The organism is Enterococcus sp. DIV1375a (assembly GCF_051712205.1).
In the GTDB taxonomy this organism is placed as follows: domain Bacteria; phylum Bacillota; class Bacilli; order Lactobacillales; family Enterococcaceae; genus Enterococcus; species Enterococcus faecalis.
Genome location: NZ_JBIOOM010000001.1, coordinates 79,266 through 96,630, shown reverse-complemented (window position 1 = coordinate 96,630; position 17,365 = coordinate 79,266). Strand labels below are relative to the sequence as shown.

The 17,365-nt window shown below is 38.1% G+C and carries 7 protein-coding genes and 1 pseudogene; 2 read left to right on the top strand and 6 right to left on the bottom strand.

The window, feature by feature from the left end:
• Window positions 1–146 precede the first annotated feature (146 nt).
• The 6 genes and pseudogenes from IGJ63_RS00395 to fss1 form a co-directional block, all read right to left on the bottom strand.
• Window positions 147–908: a formate/nitrite transporter family protein gene (locus tag IGJ63_RS00395; RefSeq protein WP_162783917.1), complete on the bottom strand. Its 762-nt coding sequence runs from the start codon at window positions 906–908 to the stop codon at window positions 147–149.
• A gap of 176 nt (window positions 909–1,084) precedes the next feature.
• Window positions 1,085–4,086, bottom strand: a pseudogene (locus tag IGJ63_RS00390) (glycosyl hydrolase family 28-related protein).
• Complete coding sequence (locus IGJ63_RS00385) at window positions 4,083–4,322, bottom strand: hypothetical protein (RefSeq protein WP_438745781.1); 240 nt, start codon at window positions 4,320–4,322, stop codon at window positions 4,083–4,085. Before IGJ63_RS00385 ends, IGJ63_RS00390 begins: the two are co-directional and overlap by 4 nt.
• 339 nt (window positions 4,323–4,661) lie before the next feature.
• Window positions 4,662–6,167: a helix-turn-helix domain-containing protein gene (locus tag IGJ63_RS00380; RefSeq protein ID WP_101732201.1), complete on the bottom strand. Its 1,506-nt coding sequence runs from the start codon at window positions 6,165–6,167 to the stop codon at window positions 4,662–4,664.
• Between the two features lie 81 nt (window positions 6,168–6,248).
• On the bottom strand, window positions 6,249–7,163 hold the full coding sequence (locus IGJ63_RS00375; RefSeq protein WP_002419423.1) for a diacylglycerol/lipid kinase family protein: 915 nt from the start codon (window positions 7,161–7,163) through the stop codon (window positions 6,249–6,251).
• Between the two features lie 282 nt (window positions 7,164–7,445).
• Window positions 7,446–13,544 carry a fibrinogen-binding MSCRAMM adhesin Fss1 gene (gene fss1 / locus IGJ63_RS00370; RefSeq protein WP_180758916.1) on the bottom strand — a complete coding sequence of 2,033 codons (6,099 nt, stop codon included), beginning with the start codon at window positions 13,542–13,544 and terminating at the stop codon, window positions 7,446–7,448.
• Between the two features lie 711 nt (window positions 13,545–14,255).
• Here fss1 and IGJ63_RS00365 point away from each other — a divergent pair.
• Together IGJ63_RS00365 and IGJ63_RS00360 are read left to right on the top strand one after the other, a co-directional pair.
• Window positions 14,256–15,743, top strand: coding sequence for a helix-turn-helix domain-containing protein (locus IGJ63_RS00365; protein ID WP_002419425.1), 1,488 nt, complete (start codon window positions 14,256–14,258; stop codon window positions 15,741–15,743).
• Entirely contained in the window at window positions 15,737–17,221 is a 1,485-nt protein-coding gene (locus IGJ63_RS00360) for a helix-turn-helix domain-containing protein (protein WP_438745778.1), read from the top strand. Before IGJ63_RS00365 ends, IGJ63_RS00360 begins: the two co-directional genes overlap by 7 nt.
• Window positions 17,222–17,365 lie beyond the last annotated feature (144 nt).

Below are 17,365 nucleotides of genomic sequence, written 5' to 3'. Positions count from 1 at the left end.
CTCCAGAAATCTTTTTTGTAACATTAATGTAACATTGTTTTAAAAATCTAGCAATAATTTTTCAACTGTTTTCCTTTTTGTTTAAAAAGAAAAAACCTGCACAAAGGCATTTAGCCTTTGTGTAGGTTTTTATCTGCTAAATGGATTTAATGTTTGCGATAGCTTAAATAGTAAAAGCCAGAAACAAAAATGGCGCCACCAATGATATTACCTAAATAAACAAAAATAAAATTACGGAAAAAGTCCCCCCACTGAACGCCGCCTTCAAAAATTGCGGCTGGAATGATGAATGCATTCGCCACACTATGCTGAAAGCCAATTGCAACAAAAATCATTACTGGAAACCAGATGCCTAATAGTTTCCCCGCTGCATCTTTCGCACCATAACAAAGCCATAAGGCCAGCCCTACAAACCAGTTACAGCCAATACCTGAAATAATTGCCTGAAGCCAAGTTGCTGCAACTTTATGTTCCGCAAGAGAAAGAACCTGATTTAAATAGGAGCCGCTACTGGTTAAACCTAAATAATGGCCAAAAAAATAGGCAACAAATAGGGCACCAACCATATTTGCCAATGTGATTGTGACCCAGTTCACGAGTAATTCTCTGAAAGAAACCTTTTTAGCAAACCAAGCCGTACTCACCGCCATCATATTTCCTGTGATTAACTCACCACCAGCCATTAAAATAACAATTAGACCAATTGGGAAAACCGCAGCTCCCACTAAAGCTTGAACACTGGCTAAATCTGCTGGAATAGAGGCGGAAACACGCACATAAGCCAAATAGCCGAGGGAAATCATGGCACCGCCGATAAATCCTAAAATGAGTTTTGCTACCAAAGGCTTTCGAATTTTTTTCTGACCATTTTCAATACTGATACTTAAAATTTCATCTGGTGTATACAAATATTTCACTTCCTTTGTTTTTTGTCCTCCTTTACTTTACCCTTATATCACAGAAATTCAAGTACTTTTGTGTATTTTTTCACTAAAAACTGTAGTTCTTTTAATTTTATATAAAAACATCCTGAAACAAGTCCTATTTCTTGTTTCAGGATGTTTACTTATCCGTTTTTAAAGAGTTATCTTTTCACTTTAAAACAATAGGTTGCTATGGCTAACGATAAAAAGCTCAGGCCTAGGAAGCCCCCAACTGCTGAAGATTGTTCCCCTGTTTTGGGAAATTTTTTCTTGGCAATTTTAGTCGTATTATCCGCTTTTTTGACTGTTCCTGACGAATCTTGTTTCGTTTGTATCTGTTTAGTTGCTTGGTTTTCTGCTGCGGATTCCTTTGTTTGACTAGCCTTGGCAGAGGTCTTTGAATTACTTTGAGAGGCATTAGGATCTTGATTAGACTCTTCCGCGTAAATGACAGAGTTTTCGCCTTTGTTTTGGCTGTTTGCGTTTACAGTGCTTGGGGTGCTACTCTCGCTTGTACTGTTGGTTGCGCTGGTCGTACTTGAAGTGTTACTTTCATTTGTATTGCTTGGTTCACTTGGCGTAATTGAAGCACTGCTTTCACTTGTACTACCGCTCTCACTTGACATGCTTGGCGTGCTGCTTTCACTCGTGCTACCGCTCTCACTTGACGTGCTTGGCGTGCTGCTTTCGCTTGTATTACTGGTTTCGCTGGTTGTGCCTGGAGTACTACTTTCGCTTGTACTACTGCTTTCACTTGTCGTGCCTGGAGTACTATTTTCGCTTGTACTACTGCTTTCACTTGTCGTGCCTGGAGTGCTACTTTCGCTTGTATTACTGCTCTCACTTGTTGTGCCTGGAGTACTACTTTCGCTTGTACTACTGCTTTCACTTGTTGTGCCTGGAGTGTTGCTTTCGCTTGTGTTACTAGTTGTTTCTGTTGATTTTTCAACTAACAGAAGTAACGCCGTTTTTATGGTTTGTGTTAATTGATTAATACGCTTTTGCGCATCTACGGGCGTTTTAAAGCCACCAAGTGTTGGCTCTAATAATTCTTCATCTGACCAAGCAATTTTTGTAACTGTTTAGGACTTTCTTCCCCAGTTGTTGTATCTACTAAGGCTTCTTGCATGGCTTGCCAAGAATCTGTGGTATATACAGATTCGTCTAATTTGTGAACGCTCGCAAGTTCCTTTTCTGCTTCTGCACGCTCTAGCGTGATATCGGCTTTTTTGACTAATACTTTCATTGCAGATTGCAAATTACTTGTTAACTGATCCACTTGTTCTTGGGTTTTGTCCCCACTCACCTGACCTTCTGCTAACAATTGTGTCGCCTGCTGATAATAGGAAGGAACAATCGTTTTAGGCCCAATGGCAGTGAATAACTGCCAAGAGTAAACCGTATATTGGTTTGCTTCACCAATCGAAGCATAAACGGTTTGTAGTCGGGACAAATCAAGCTTTTTTACAGGGGCCTCTACCGTCACCGGTACGTTCACTGTTACCAATGAACCTGTTTCGTAAGTTAATTGAACAGTCACTTTTTGTTGGCCGATTTCATTTAAAACCTCTGGATTGACGATTTTAGCAGTTGGGACTGCTTCATCCGCATCATTTGTATTAGCAACCAGTTGCTGCGGATCGATTGATTGTCCTTGCACAATCGTCGTGGCCACAGGAGTTGCTAAAGTATTTCTAACCGGAATTGGCGTATTTTTATATTGCTCATAAAGTGTTGGTGAAATCAACGATTCCCATGTTGCTGGCATTAAGCGATAGTCCGCCTCTGTCCAATTTTCTACCAATAATTGGCCGTTTTTAAGGCCATCATCTCGAGTATTGTCTTTCACAAAACTCGTTTCTGGTCGGAAACCACCGCCACTAGCGATTAACAATTCCCGACGTCGGTTTTGCGGAATATTATGGTAGTTAACAAACTGATTGTTAATAAATACGCCATTGAACACATTGTTATTTCCCGTATGACGATTGTACTCCATTCCAATTGCATATTGATTGTCCCAATACTTCCAATCAAAAATGTTGTTAGCCACTAACCAGTTGGATAATTCTGAAATAGCTCCCTCTGCTTGCGTTTCTGCCAAACCAATCTCTGGTGTTCCATACATAATGAGACCTGTATTTCGCAAATAATTATTCATAATCGTAATATTACGACCTGATTTAAACTTAAATCCGCCAGCAGGACCATTTTGTAGTCCACGTAAATGATTCCCCACCACCGTGATATTTTGGGCACCACGGAAATAAATCGCATGATCGCCACCTAAGCCGTTTAAGTTTTCGTTGTCATAGGGTGAATAGAAAAAATTATGTTGAACAGTTACATCCTTCAACATACTATAAGAATTAACCCCTGTTGATAGATAATTTTGTTCATTAGGTACTGAAATAGCACCGGCTTCAATGGCTGCTTGCAAACGTGTAATAGTCGCTGCTAAGTCTGAACGACTGGTGCTTTTAATCGCATCTAATTCCGTCACTTTTAACCCAAATAAATTGTCCACGATGTCTACATCTGACATATACTGGAAGCGACTTGGTGTTGAATAGCCACCAATGTAAATCGCTCGGTTAAAATCAATCCCTGGCTGCATATGTGCTGTGTCACGCATGAAAATATTACCTGAAATTTTAACGCCAATATCTGCATTTAAATTGACTACGAATCCTTTTAATGGATTATAAAAAATATTGTTTGCTAGGATTAATTGATTCGTTAATTTCAAAGTCACATTAATTCCATCAAAGGCAATATTTTGAAGTCGTACATTAGTTTTCGTTCCATAAGTTGTATCTGTCAGCTGAATCGGGGCACCTGTAGCATTATGTAAGATAGTGGCTCCTGTTGTATCGCCAATTAATTGATAATTTGAAGAAATCGCAATATCTTTTGACAGAGCATAACTTCCCTGTGGTAAAAATAATGCCTGTCCTTCCTTTGCTGTCTGACTCAGCAATGCCTGTAACTTATCTGTTTGATCCTCCGCACTATTAGGCACCATTGCTTGTGCGCCAAAAATTGTTGCATCTGTTGCGTTAACTGGCTCAACCGCTTCGGTCACCATTGGTAGACCAGCCACTGTTAATAAACCAAATAGAAGAATGAGCATTGTTTTCTTCATGTGTTTCCCTCTTTTCATTCCGTTACTTCCAACGGCTTATTTTGTAAAAGTTGATACAGCGTAATGACACGACTGTCTTCGTATGCATAAATTTTTTTAAATATTGGATTCATATGTAAAACACTTGTTACTTTTAACAAATTTTGATTCGTGACTTCCAATTCTAAAGCTTCAACCAATTCCTTTAATCGGACGCCTGCACTATTTTCTTCACAACCTAAAATTTCTTCAATTTGTTCCATCCGTTTTTTCATCTCATCCCGCCTTTCTTTGCTCCTTCTATTATATAGAAAAATCCTTGTGAGAAACCTCAATATTTTTTAACCACCTGTTAAAAAAAGTAACAGTTCCTTTACTATCAAGGGTTAATAACCTACTATTTACAATAAAAAAACAAAAAAAGTGCCTTTTCGATATGATTTCCAAAGGAACTTGTGCAGGATTTATTAAAAAATAGCAAGAAAACGTCAATAGATAGGTGTTAATCACCTATCTATTGACGTTTTCTCTTTGTCTTTTTTTACTTTTCAAAAAAAATTTTTTACAATTTATCGAACATATGCATCAAAAAAGCCCATTTTTTTGATTTTTTATTAAAGTGATCTAGTTCTTTTTTCGTTAATTTTTACTATTTTTTGGTTCAAACGATTATATTGCTCAAACGTTAACTCACTTGAAAGTAAAAAGATCTCTGGATGCCCTGTTTCCACATCTGTCAAAGAAGTCACTAATAGTAAATCAATATTTTGCCAGTCTTCTTTGCTTGCTTCACTGTATCGTAAAACTTCCAATGCATAAAACCGACGAAAATTATTTTCAATCGAAAGTTTCACTCGTTCTTCTTCTAGCACTGGCAAGCCTGATTTTAACCCTAAAACAATTTTTTGTTCGCGATGAATTAAATCATTGGAAAGCGCCAAAACACTAGAATAACGCAGAGCCAAAAATTCTTTATTTGTAAATAATTCATTGCCTGTTTGTTCGTAAAGTTGATTTAAGCCTTGGCTTAATTCTTCTAAAAGAACCGGATATTTTTCTTTGACTTTATTCCAAAAGACATTATACATTTTCACATTTTGGACATAGTAAAGTTCGGCAAATAAATGTGTAGCAAACAAATAATAAAAAATTTGCGGACGAATTTTTTCCAATTGCGGCGTCATTTGTATTTCTTCTAATAAGAAATGTTGGACTAAATGAGTCAACATATAAACAGGCGCTTCAGACTCATCAAAATGCGCTAAAATAGCTTGTGCAGTGGCTTCGTCTTGATAAAATTGGTCATTGGCTAACAAGAAAAAGTACACAAAAGTTAAATCGTTTTTATTAAGGAAAAGGGTTGTAGCTGTCATCTCTTCTATAAAGGCTTGGTAATGTTTATTTCCTTCTAAATAGGTTTCTTGCTCGGCTGAAGGTCGGTATTCAGCACCTTGCGCACTCCGGACTTTTGAGATAGCGACCATATACTTAACTCGGCGTAACACCGTTTCCGCAACTTCTACGTTGAAAAAAGCCATCACTTTTTGGACGGTTTGTGCGACTTCCGTTTCTTGTATATAGTCAAAAGGCCACGTATCACGGATTAAGTCCATAAAAATAGTGTAAGCAAAATGGCGCAAATATGCTTCATTGCCTTCAATTTTCCAGGTGCTTTTATTAATCACTAACCCCAATGGCGCTAAAATTTCTGTAAACCCTTTGAGCAAGCGCCGAATCGTGGCATCACTGGTATGATATTTTGTTGTCGCTGGCACAATCCCATTAAATCGCCCCCAGAATAAATCTTCCATTACTTGATAAGTTAAACTATCTTGAAAAATTGCTGTATAAAGTTTCTGGAAGGCTTGGCTAGACGCCAAGTTCAAGCGATAGCCATGCCCCTTTTCAAAAGCCAAAGAAACATCATTATCTACGGCATAATACGTAATGTCATCTTTTAGAAGCTCTACGTATTTTTTGACTGATTTTTTGTTTAATTGTAATTCTTCTGCTAACTCATTGATGTCAATCCAACCTTCATTAATTGGCAAGTTTCTTAAAATAATAATTTTAGAAACGACATCTGTATCGAATATATCAACATATTCATCCCATTTCACTGTTCACTCAACTGCCTCTCTTCTGTTCTATTGTACACAAAATGAGAAATCTATTCCACGAAAAAATAACAGTTGTTTCTTTTATTCTTTCGTAGATGTGGACGTTTCAGGAACAAACACGTTGAGTCCCCCAGCTTCCACCGTTACTTTAATCGGTAAATCATCGGTAGGATCGCCATCTGTTCGTGTTTGGACTTTCTTGTCTTTTTCGCCCCTAATTTTAAATTGACTCCCAGAGAAATACACGACACCAGGAATTTCATTTAATTGTCCTCTGATAATTTTAGGTAAGTAATAGACAAACTTGTAAAAAACTAACTTAGGCAAAATGATAATGTGCACTTCGCCGTCATCTGGCGTGGCATTGGCATCGAAATTGGTAAAGCCACCAGCAGAATTTGTCATGGTCATCGTTAATAATTGGGCTTTGCCATGCCAACGTCTTTCATCGCCATCAATTTTTAGTTTGTACTTTTTCTTTTTCACTAATAAGCGGAAAAATTGCTTTGTAAAGGCTAACGGACCATATTTTTGTTTCTCCTGTTGGGTCACATTCGCTGCTGTGTCCGCTAATAAGCCAATCGTTAAGGTTGAAATCATTACATCTTGATTTACCATCCCAAAGTCAACTGGTGTTGTCTTACCTGCCAAAATGGTTTCAAAGGCATCTTCTTCTTTCAAAGGAATACTTAACACACGCGCAAAATTATTGACTGTTCCGCCTGGAATAATCCCTATTTGATAGTCACGAATGGTGTCTTTAAAATTTTGAACGGCATGATGAATGGTCCCGTCACCACCAATGACGACCAAGACACCCACTTGATTTTCTTTGGCATTTTTCCGCATTTCTTCAGGATCAATGTCTGGATTGGAAGGTTGCAAAATAACCGCTTCCCCTTTCGCTTCTGCAGCTTTTTTAAAGCGTTCTGCAATCTCTTTACTTTCACTACTTCCTGAAGTTTCGTTGTATAAAACCATCATCTTTTTCATCATTCTATCCTCATATCTCTAACTAAATTTCTTGCACATGTAAAGTGTACAATATTTTAGCCAAAATACCTAAAGATAGCATCGAAAAACAAAGGCTGAGGCACAAGCGGTTATCTCCAAGAACCCAGTAAGTTCTGTTCAAAGGCTAAACTGCGATGAAGGCTTACATGAGAATGTCAATAAGAAGGAGCTACTTTTGTTCAGTTGATTAGCTTAAGATGGAAAAAAATAGGCCATCCGTCCTTTCGACGGATGACCCACTCTCTGTTTTTTTATGGCTTTAGCTTATTTCTTGCTCTTTTTATAAAAGAGCCAACTTGCCAAACCGACCAACAGGAGGCCGATAAAGACAAAGAAGTAATTGACTTGTGTGTTGGTTTTCGGTAAACCAAGCCAACCTGTCTCTCTAGCTGCTTGTTTCGTTGTTGGCTGATTTGGTTTTATTTTTTTGGATACAGGTTGTTTCTCGTTAACAAACGTGCCCGCATCCACGAGTTCAGGTTTGTCTTTCGCTGTTGCTGCAATAGTAAATGCGACAGCTTGCTTAGACAGTTGGTAACCATCCGGTGCTTTTGTTTCCACAAAGGTATATTTTCCTGGTTGTAAGTGGTTCACTTGAACTAACCCTTGGTTGTCAGAACGTAATGAACGAGCGACAGTTTTCCCTGTCTCTGCATCCGTCACTTTAAATTCAGCGCCTGCTAAGGCATTCTTTTGCTGGTCAATTTTCACCAGCTTGGCAGCACCTTGGTAATTAATAAAAGGTGCTTTAAGTACCACAGTGGCTGGTTTGCCTTGGTTGTCTTTCGCAATCGTAAAGCTTGCGCTTGGCGTTTCATTAAGAAGATAGCCTGTTGGCGCTTGTGTCTCCACAAAACGATACGTTCCTGGTGCTAAATTTTTCGCAATGACTTTGCCTTGCTTGTCGGACATCAGATTGGTTTGTCCAGCCACGGTTTGCCCTGCTTCATCAATGACCTTAAACACCGCACCAGCCAATGCTTCACCTGTTTCGTTTTCTTTGGTTAATTGAGCAGTTCCTTGATAATTGATAAGATCGCCTAAAGCAATTGGCTGCTCTTTTCCTAATTGGGCGGTTACATCAAATGGATGTGGCGTTGTGTCTAACAGATAGCCTGTTGGTGCTTTCGTTTCCACTAAAACGTAATGCCCTTCATTCAGCCCTTTAGCGTAAATTTCGCCAGTCTTATCCGTTGTTATTTCAGAAACTTTTTCTCCTGCACGATTCAAGAATGTGATTGGTGAACCTTGGGGCTGATTCTGCTCATCGGCATTGTAAATTGCAAAAACTGCACCCGCTAAGGTTTGACCTTGCTCGTTGACTTTACGTCCCGTTACTTCCGCTTGATAATTTACAAACTCTAACTCATCTAGTGGTTGTTTATCATTTGAATTCTTCTTCACTACAAAATAAATGGGTTGTTTATTGACGATATAGCCATCCGTTGCATCTATTTCATCTAATTCATAGCTACCAGCGCCTAAATCGTCCATAGCCAATGAACCATCTTTTTCAGCAGTTACTTCTCTTTCAAAGATTTTTTCCCCATTTTCGATTCGATACAATTTAAAAATCGTTCCTGGAAGTGGGTTCGCATTGGCATCGATTTTCTTAAAGACAGCACGTCCTTTGAAATTGGCGAAGGCCCCTAATTGGAAGATCTCCGGATCACCTTTGAAATCACCACGAATTTCTACTTTTACTAATTCAGGATAAATAATATACTCTGAGCCATCTGGTAATTTGGGTGCTTTGATTTCTTTGTAATAATAGGTACCTGGCGCCAAGTCTCTAAAGATAATTTTGCCATCTTTGCCACTCGTTGCTGTAATCCCTAATGATTGTTTATTGTGATCATATAATTCAAAAACAGCGCCTGCTAATGGTTGGTCTGCGCTATTCGTTTTCACGATTTGGAAAGCCCCTTTGTAGTTCACAAAGTTGTCACTAGCAACCACGACCGCTGGTTCACCAGCATTTTTCTCAGCAATTTCAAATGGGACTGGCGTGGTATTTAACAAATAGCCTGTTGGCGCTTTGGTTTCTACAAAGCGATATTTACCTGGGGCTAAGTGCTCTGCAACAATTTCCCCTTGATTATTTGTCGTCAAGCCTGTTTGAATCGTTTGTCCCTTCGCATCGAGCACTTTAAATGTCGCACCACTTAACAAGTGTCCCTTCACATCTTTTTTGATTAATTTAGCTGCACCTTGATAGTTAACAAAGTTAGCCGTTGCTATAACTGTTGCTGGTTTGCCCCGATCGCTTGCTGCAATCGTGAAAGTACTTGGTTCAGTGTTTAAAAGGTACCCTACTGGCGCTTTGGTTTCCACAAATTGATATTTGCCTGGGGCTAAATCCGTCACTGTGACTTTTCCGTCTGCATCCGAAACTAAGTGTTCTCGAACCACTTGTCCTGTGGCATCAAGGACCGAAAATTCAGCACCTACTAATGGATTGCCTGCTTGATCTTTTTTAATTAGTTCAGCAGAACCTTGGTAATTAAGCATTTTGACATGAACATCACGAATTTGTCCGCTCGTGTTTTGTGTCACGATGAATCGTTTTGGTGTAGTGTCTAAAAGATACCCTGTCGGTGCTTCGATTTCTGTGAACTGATAAAGCCCTGGTTTTAAACTATCCACCTCTAACTGGCCATTTGCGTTGGTTCGATCCGGCGCAAGGGGAACTTCTTCCCAATGAGTAAACGGCGTGGTTACGGCATGCTCTAATTTAAAGCGTGCATTGACTAATTTTTTGCCCTTCTCATCTGTTTTTTCTAAAATTACTTTATTGACATCGTTTTTAATAATAGTTGGTTGTGCACCATCTGCTGAAGTTTCTTCATCAATAGTAATGACTCGGCCTTTAGCTAATTCGTCCGAAACTGTATAACCTTCTGGTGCTTTCGTCTCCACCAAAATGTATTGCCCTTGCGGCAACCCACCAAATGTGATAACCCCAGTGGCGTCTACTGTACCTTCACGTAGGACTTGTGTTTTGGCTTGGTCCCAAATTTGGAAATGGGCGCCTGCTAAAATAGTCGTCCCATCCATGGCTGTTTTCTTCAGCTGAATTTTGCCTTTGGTCCCTGTGGCATGCCCGCCACTGTGATCGATGTCAACGACCACATCGCCATTGTCATCTCCATGAACGACTTCTGAACCATTTCCAGTAATTGACACTTGGTTGGATACCGTGTCTGTACTCCCCGCCGCTGAAGAAGTCACTAAACTACGATATTCCATGTAATAAGGTGCTTCAATATGGGCCATTTTAACGACAATTTTTTGTTGTCCTGTTTCATTATCGGTGGTAACTTCCAGTGTGTAATCTTTTCCTTCTTCTAAAATAACAGATTTATCTGGCGTAATCGTTCCGTCTTCTGTTACGTTGGTACCGTAAATCACCAATGACTCGGGATCTAACACTTGGTTTGGTGAGGGTGTATCAGTGATAACCACATCGTCTAAAACCGATTGGGCGCCATTGATCATTACATGCCAGTACACATGATCTGGATCATCTTTGTGGTATTCGCCACCTTTTTTCACTGATTCGCCACCATGTTGAATAGAAACTTTTCCTGTCACATCACGTGAAGAACCTTGGTTTGTATAAGATGCGGTATTGTCATAGCTAGCCGAACCTTCGATAACTTTTTCATCAACAGACGTCTTAAATTCAATCACATACGTACGACTATCATTAGGAAAGTCAACACGCCAAGTATTTTTGTTTTTCTCGCTTGGTTCTTCCATTTTGATATCCGTCAACGGTTGCGTTGGTTTCACTTTTTCAACCGAACCATCTGGCTTTGTATTGCCTTCATAGACTTTCAAGCTCCCAGCCAAATAGGTTTGATTGGCTAAAATTGGATCCGTCAAAAAGGCGTCGACTAAACGGTTATTACTTAAATTCACCGCAATCGTCCAAGTGATTTCTTTAGTGACGGCATTGTAAACACCACTTTTTTGCGCATTTAAATCAAAAGCAGGTAAAGGTTTAAACGGTTTATTATCCTCTGAGTGATGATTGTTTCCTGCTTCATCCATCCAATCAATGGCAGCGGTATTTCGGTAATGGTCCAATGCAGGGTTGTTAGCATCTAACTCGGTAACATCGAAAAAGGTATTGTAGGTTACGTAAAAGGCATCACTTGTTTTGGCATACGCCCCCATGAAACTTAACTTAAAGCCTGTTTCACCTTCTGCATTACGAGTTATTTCTACCATGTAATCTTTACCTAACGTCAACTGAGCACCAGTAGTTGTATCTTTAACAACCAACGAATTGGGTACCATGGTTAAGCCAGGAACTGGTTCGTATGTGTCCGTAATCACGGCATTTTCCATCAAATAATTATTTTGATTCACAGCTAACGTCCAACCAATCGTTGAATTTTGATAATCCACTGCACCAGTGTTTTTAATAATATTTTGTTGATTGGCTGTGCCATCACCTTCTGAATGCTGACCAGTGCCGACATCCACACGATTATTCACGGCAACATCGCCTTCGACAATTCCATCAACTTTGGTTTTATAATCAATCTTGACTGCGCCAGTCACATCATGCAAAAAGTCAATCACAAAGGAGCCATCATCGTTAATTACCACTTTGTAATCTTTTCCTTCCACAAGTTCTGCTCCAACGACTTCATTTCCTTTGTCATCAAACGTCACTGAATATAAATGTAAAGAATCTGGTTCAAACGTTAAATTATCCCCCATTGTGTCTGTAATGACTGCTTGGTCTTTTGGAATGGTTTGTTCGCCATAGTTGTAGTTAATTTCCCAAGTGAATTCTTGATTGGTTTCATCGTAATCTATATTGCGCTTGTCTAGCATTTTGCCATATGTGGCGGTAACGGTTACTTCAGCATCTAACCCATTTGGATTATTATCACTTGTTAACGTCGCCTGATTTTTAAAAGGCACATCACCCCCGCCATCTGGAATAACCGCCTCGTCAATCGTCGTTTGGTACTCAAGACGATACGCTTTATTCGTGTCACCTTTAATTGTCACATTGCCATTTTTATCAACGGTATATTCATCTGGACTAAGTTCGCGACCCACTTCTTTAATTGTTCCATCAAGATTCATCACTAACTCATAGACTTTCACTGACTTAAAGGTATTCCCTGTTGGCCACGTTTCCGTCACAGTTGGATTTGTTTGATCTTTCATCGCTTGATTGATATCTACCGTCCAAGTAATCGCACTAGGATTGGGCGTTCGATCAAAATGGCCTTGTTTATCAATTTGTTGTTCGGTATCCGGGACAATCGGAATCACTACAGGCGGCAAATCTTCTTGCGTAGGAATATCAATCACCCAGTCTCCTGGGCCTCGACCATCTGAATCATTCAAATGAGTATCTAAAGAAAAGTCCCCGTGAATGTCACTTTCAGACGTGATGCGCTCATTAAAGGTAAAACGAACCGTACCATCTTCACTAATTGTGTAGGTTCCATAGACATTGCCTTCCGTATCAACTAAATCACCTGAACCTGGTTTATTAGGTTTCAAATTGCCAGGTAATTGAAACTCGAAGTAATCGCCTGCTTTCATTTGTTCCCGCACATCTTCTGGAATCGACCAGTTAAAGTTCCAATGGATGGTCACATCTTCTTTGTACGGTGGTGTTGCTGGTGTGCCATCAGGATTTAAATAAATCGGATCCTCAAAATTATCGATAATCGTTGTTTCATCACCTGTAAAATAGTCATTGATATCTGTTGGTCCTGCTACACGTGGTTTGACAGTTGTCGATTCAGTTGTTTTACTTTCTGTCGCTTTTGTCGTGCTGGCGACAGTTTCTTCGGACGAACGAGGAACAGAGGAGTTTGCAGATGCTTCTTCTGTTGAACCTTCATTCGCTGTTGTGACTGTAGAACTCGTGATTGTCGTTGATTCTGTCGGATCAGTACCAGTATTTAACGTCAACGCTCGTTGTTGTTGTCCATAAGAAAACGTCACATCTTCTGTAGCTGTGAGGTTCAACGTTAAGACTAACGTATCTGCTAACGCTTGCTGATTCAATTCAATTTGAATCTGTTTCTTCTGGTCATCCACTTGAATCTTGCGCGTATTATTGGGCGCTGCCCAATGTGCAGCTTTGATTGACACATTGGCACTGTAATGCACTACAACCTCTTGTGTTGCTGGTTGTGCTTTTCCTTGAAGCGCTAAGGTCATTTCTTGCTGACTGGTTTGCGTCACTTCTCCTAACGTTAGCTGGCCATCGCTGTTAACATCTTCCGCCAAAGCCATGAGTGGTGTGCCGTAATTTAAAACAAGTAACAAACACATCAACCCATAGAGCCAACGGTTTACCATTGGACCATTCTTTCTCATTTCTTTCATCCTTCCTCTACTAACGACACATAGAAGAGAACGTTCACTTCGTACCAATTTTTTATTTTAAGCCAAATAAGTGAGTGCTCTTCTGTTGTCTTTCTTCCTTGCTAAAACAGACAGCCAACACGCCTTTTCTTTTTATCTCCTCAAAACGCAGTCTTACTTCGAATGCGGATTCATTTTTTGCTTATTCCTATAGACTCTTCTATAAGAATAAGAAGAGTATAACGAGATTTTTCAGCAAAAATTATCAACAACTTCTCCTCCAAATAGAAAAAGTTGATGAAATGCTAAAAACCCTTTTCACCTTTATAAAAACACTCCCTTAATCCTTTCTTATTTGTACTAGTCCTTCTTCCACTATACCGTTTTTTTTAAACTTTTTCACAAGAACTGCTTAGACAAAAAAGCCTATTTGTATAAGCTATTTAAGCTAAAAAAACAACAGACTTAAATTGTCATTTTTGTTATTTAAATGTTTTATATAAACTATTTGTTTTTCTTAATAATTTGTTTCTCTATCATTTTTTGTCCGCTTTTTCTTTTATTTGACACATTCAGTTCTTCTTGATTTTTAAGAATAGATACAGTAGCATAAGAACAACTAGTTCTTTCACTAACAATTATCGAATGTTACTTAGAAAAGAATGTTCTATCTGTATTATCTGAAAAATCAAACAATCGTAACCAATTAGAAAGGTGGTTATTATGCATAACTTATTAACCAAGCAGGAAATTCAGTTGCTTTCCCTAATTGAATACTTGTATGACAGTAAAGAAAAAGTCCCCATGCAAGTACTCCGGCGAAAATATGAATTTTCCCATTACAATATCAATAATTTATTGAATCAATTAACTTTATTAATTTCTCGAGTCAATACACATGAAAATGTACATATTCGCATTATTAATAATCAACAGTCCATAGAATTAGTCGCCGATGAAAATATCCCGATTGAGTTAATGAAAGAAGCCGTGGTCCGCGGGTCGTTAACCTATATGTTAGCCTTAGATTTACTTTTAAAACGTTACACTTCAGCCAAAGATTTTTGTGAAGAGCATTTCATTAACTTTTCTATTTTTAAACAAGTTAGTGACCGTTTAAACAATTATCTAGCTAGATTTAATTGTTATTTAAACTTAAAAAGGCGAGAAAAAATTTGTGGTGCTGAAAAAGATTTTCGCAGTTTCTTTTACTCTCTATTTTTCATTTCAGGAACGTCTCTCGTTCCTTTTTTATCTAAAACCAATCAAGCGCAATTACAGAATTTTATTGAAATTATCAAAAACCGTTATCCTTACTTTACATATACCGATTTACGCAAATTAAAATTAATTATGTCCATAGGTTTACTCCGTTATCAATCTGATTTTACAATCAGCGATTATCCTGAAATTGCGGCAATCAATTTAGCCATTCCTTATTCAGAATTTCAATTATTAGTGAATGATTGTTTTATTAATGAACAACAAGAACCCGACACTTGGCGGGCTGAAATTCGTTTCTATTATGATTTTTTCAGTACATTAACGATGTACTCGCTTGAACAAATGGAAACCATTAACTTTGCTAACTTAGCAATCATGGGAATGGATAACAGTCCCCACGTCACTTGGATTTTTGAAAAATGTACGCAATTACAGTTGGATTTAAGCGCAATAGAAGTTGTCTTTTTGTTGGTTAATTTATCCAATGCCAGTGAGCGTCTCATCCATTTTCCTGTGGAAGAGGAGTTGAGTTACGAAATTGCTAATGTCTCTTTGTATGAAAAGCAATACCCAAACGTTTCACGAACAACTAACTATTTCTTAAAGCGTTTGCCTTTTGACAAAGAGCACCCACTAGATGCGTTATTTAAAGAAACCATTTTTTTAATTATTCGGAGTGTTTTATTAAACAAACAAATTCCGGTTAAAATTTTGCTTCATTCATCTATTAATCAAATACAAGAAAATTGGTTAGCAAAGGAAATCAATAATTATTGTGATGTTCCTTTGAAATTCGTCAATCATATTCAAGAAGTGCCTGACTTAGTCATTACCGACAAAAACAATCCACTTTTCCATGCCAGTAAAACCTTTTATTGGCATCCTGTTCCTTATTTAGACGAATACCATAACTTAAAACAAGTCGTCCGCAAAATTTATTTTGCCAAATTACGTGGGGAAAATAGTTTGGAGGGAATTGGATGTTAACAGAGTTACTTGATGTACCTTATCGTAAAAGTTTTGCTCTTTTAGAAGAGTTACTCGAACGTCGTGAAGCAGAAGAACAAACATTGGCGATTTCTACTTTAGCCACCCAATTAAAAATGCAACAAACTACCATTCTACAGTCCGTGGCTTTGCTCCAAACAGAAATTGAAGAAAACGGCTGGGAGAACTTATTTTCTTTATCAGCAACTGCCAAAGAAATCACATTTTGGTTTGCACCCTATTTCCAACTGTCGTTTTTGATGCCCTACTTTGTCAAAAAAAGTTTCGCGTATCAAGTGCTGACCTATGCCTTTAACCATAATGCAATTGATAGCAAACATTTTGAAAAAGTTTTAGAAATTTCTTCGTCAACCTTTACACGAAAAATTGGTCAACTAAACCAATGGCTCCAAAAATATCAGATTGAAATCAATTTAAAACGTACCAACGTGTTGGTGGGCAAAGAAAAAGATATTCGGATTTTCTTTATGATGCTTTTTTGGAACAATTACTCTGAAGAGGATTGGCCATTGCACACAATCACAAAAAAAGAAGTCCATAGTCTCTTTCGACGTTTAAAACATTCTGTTTCTTTCAATACAACACAAGATTTTACAAAAGACTTGATTTTTTCTGCGGTGATTTTAGCGCGTTGGAAAGAGGGCTTTTTTATCAAAGAAACTTTCGTAGAGGAAGAAGCGATTGTTAATCCCTTTGTTAATCTGAATGAATTTGAATTATTTTTTAAAGAAGAAGCCTTACACCAAGTTCCAACAAAATTTATCCAAAAAGAAGGCCTTTTTGCCTTTTTCTTATTGACGATTAGTGTCAACTACGCCACACAAGATATCTTGGAAATTCCAGCAGCACGGATGCATATGGTCCAACTATTAGGCTCGCCCATTAAAGAGATCATTTATCAACTGACGTCTTTTTATCAAATTAAATTGACATTTCACGAGTATCTTTATCTGTATACTTCTATCCAAAATTTAAGTGTCTTTTTTAAAACCTTTGTCACGATTGCCAATCCATTTGTGCAAGAAAGCTTTTTAAAAGAAGCACTTCAAAAAAATCCGAGTCTCTACAAAGATGTGAAGCGACTTACAATTGAAATGCTTCCAACATTGATGGGCAATGAAAAATTGTTAGTTGACTGCTTGTTTATTCTTTTTTGTACACTGAAAACGAAATCTTTACCACCGATTCGTGTCTTAGTACGGACCAACCAAAGTAACTTAATTTTAGATACCCTTTACGAAAAGCTAAGTAAAGCCGTGGATAAAAAATTAATTTTTGTCGCTTCACCAGAAAAGCCTTTCGATGTAATTATTACAAATATCTTTTCAGAAATTAGTGTCAAATCAACGATTCCTACTTATTATGTTGATTTTTCCGCTAGCATTGGTGAACTAGCGCAGAGCTTAAAAAACTTAAATACACAAATTGTCACCAAACAAAGTCCACGCCACTTTTAAAAGTTTTCACGTGAAACATTTTAAGTGATAAAAGTAAGCAAGGGACATAAGTTAGCATAGCTTATGTCCCTTACTTATTTTCTTTAAATTACAAAAAACGTCAAAAGGTAGCAGAAAAACTGCTACCTTTTGGCGTTTTTTCGA

What these genes read in the sequence shown, in the direction of transcription:
- IGJ63_RS00385 (WP_438745781.1), bottom strand. Translation starts at nt 4,322, where the DNA reads ATGAAAAAACGGATGGAACAAATTGAAGAAATTTTAGGTTGTGAAGAA.
- IGJ63_RS00375 (WP_002419423.1), bottom strand. Translation starts at nt 7,163, where the DNA reads ATGATGAAAAAGATGATGGTTTTATACAACGAAACTTCAGGAAGTAGT.
- fss1 (WP_180758916.1), bottom strand. Translation starts at nt 13,544, where the DNA reads ATGAGAAAGAATGGTCCAATGGTAAACCGTTGGCTCTATGGGTTGATG.
- IGJ63_RS00365 (WP_002419425.1), top strand. Translation starts at nt 14,256, where the DNA reads ATGCATAACTTATTAACCAAGCAGGAAATTCAGTTGCTTTCCCTAATT.
- IGJ63_RS00360 (WP_438745778.1), top strand. Translation starts at nt 15,737, where the DNA reads ATGTTAACAGAGTTACTTGATGTACCTTATCGTAAAAGTTTTGCTCTT.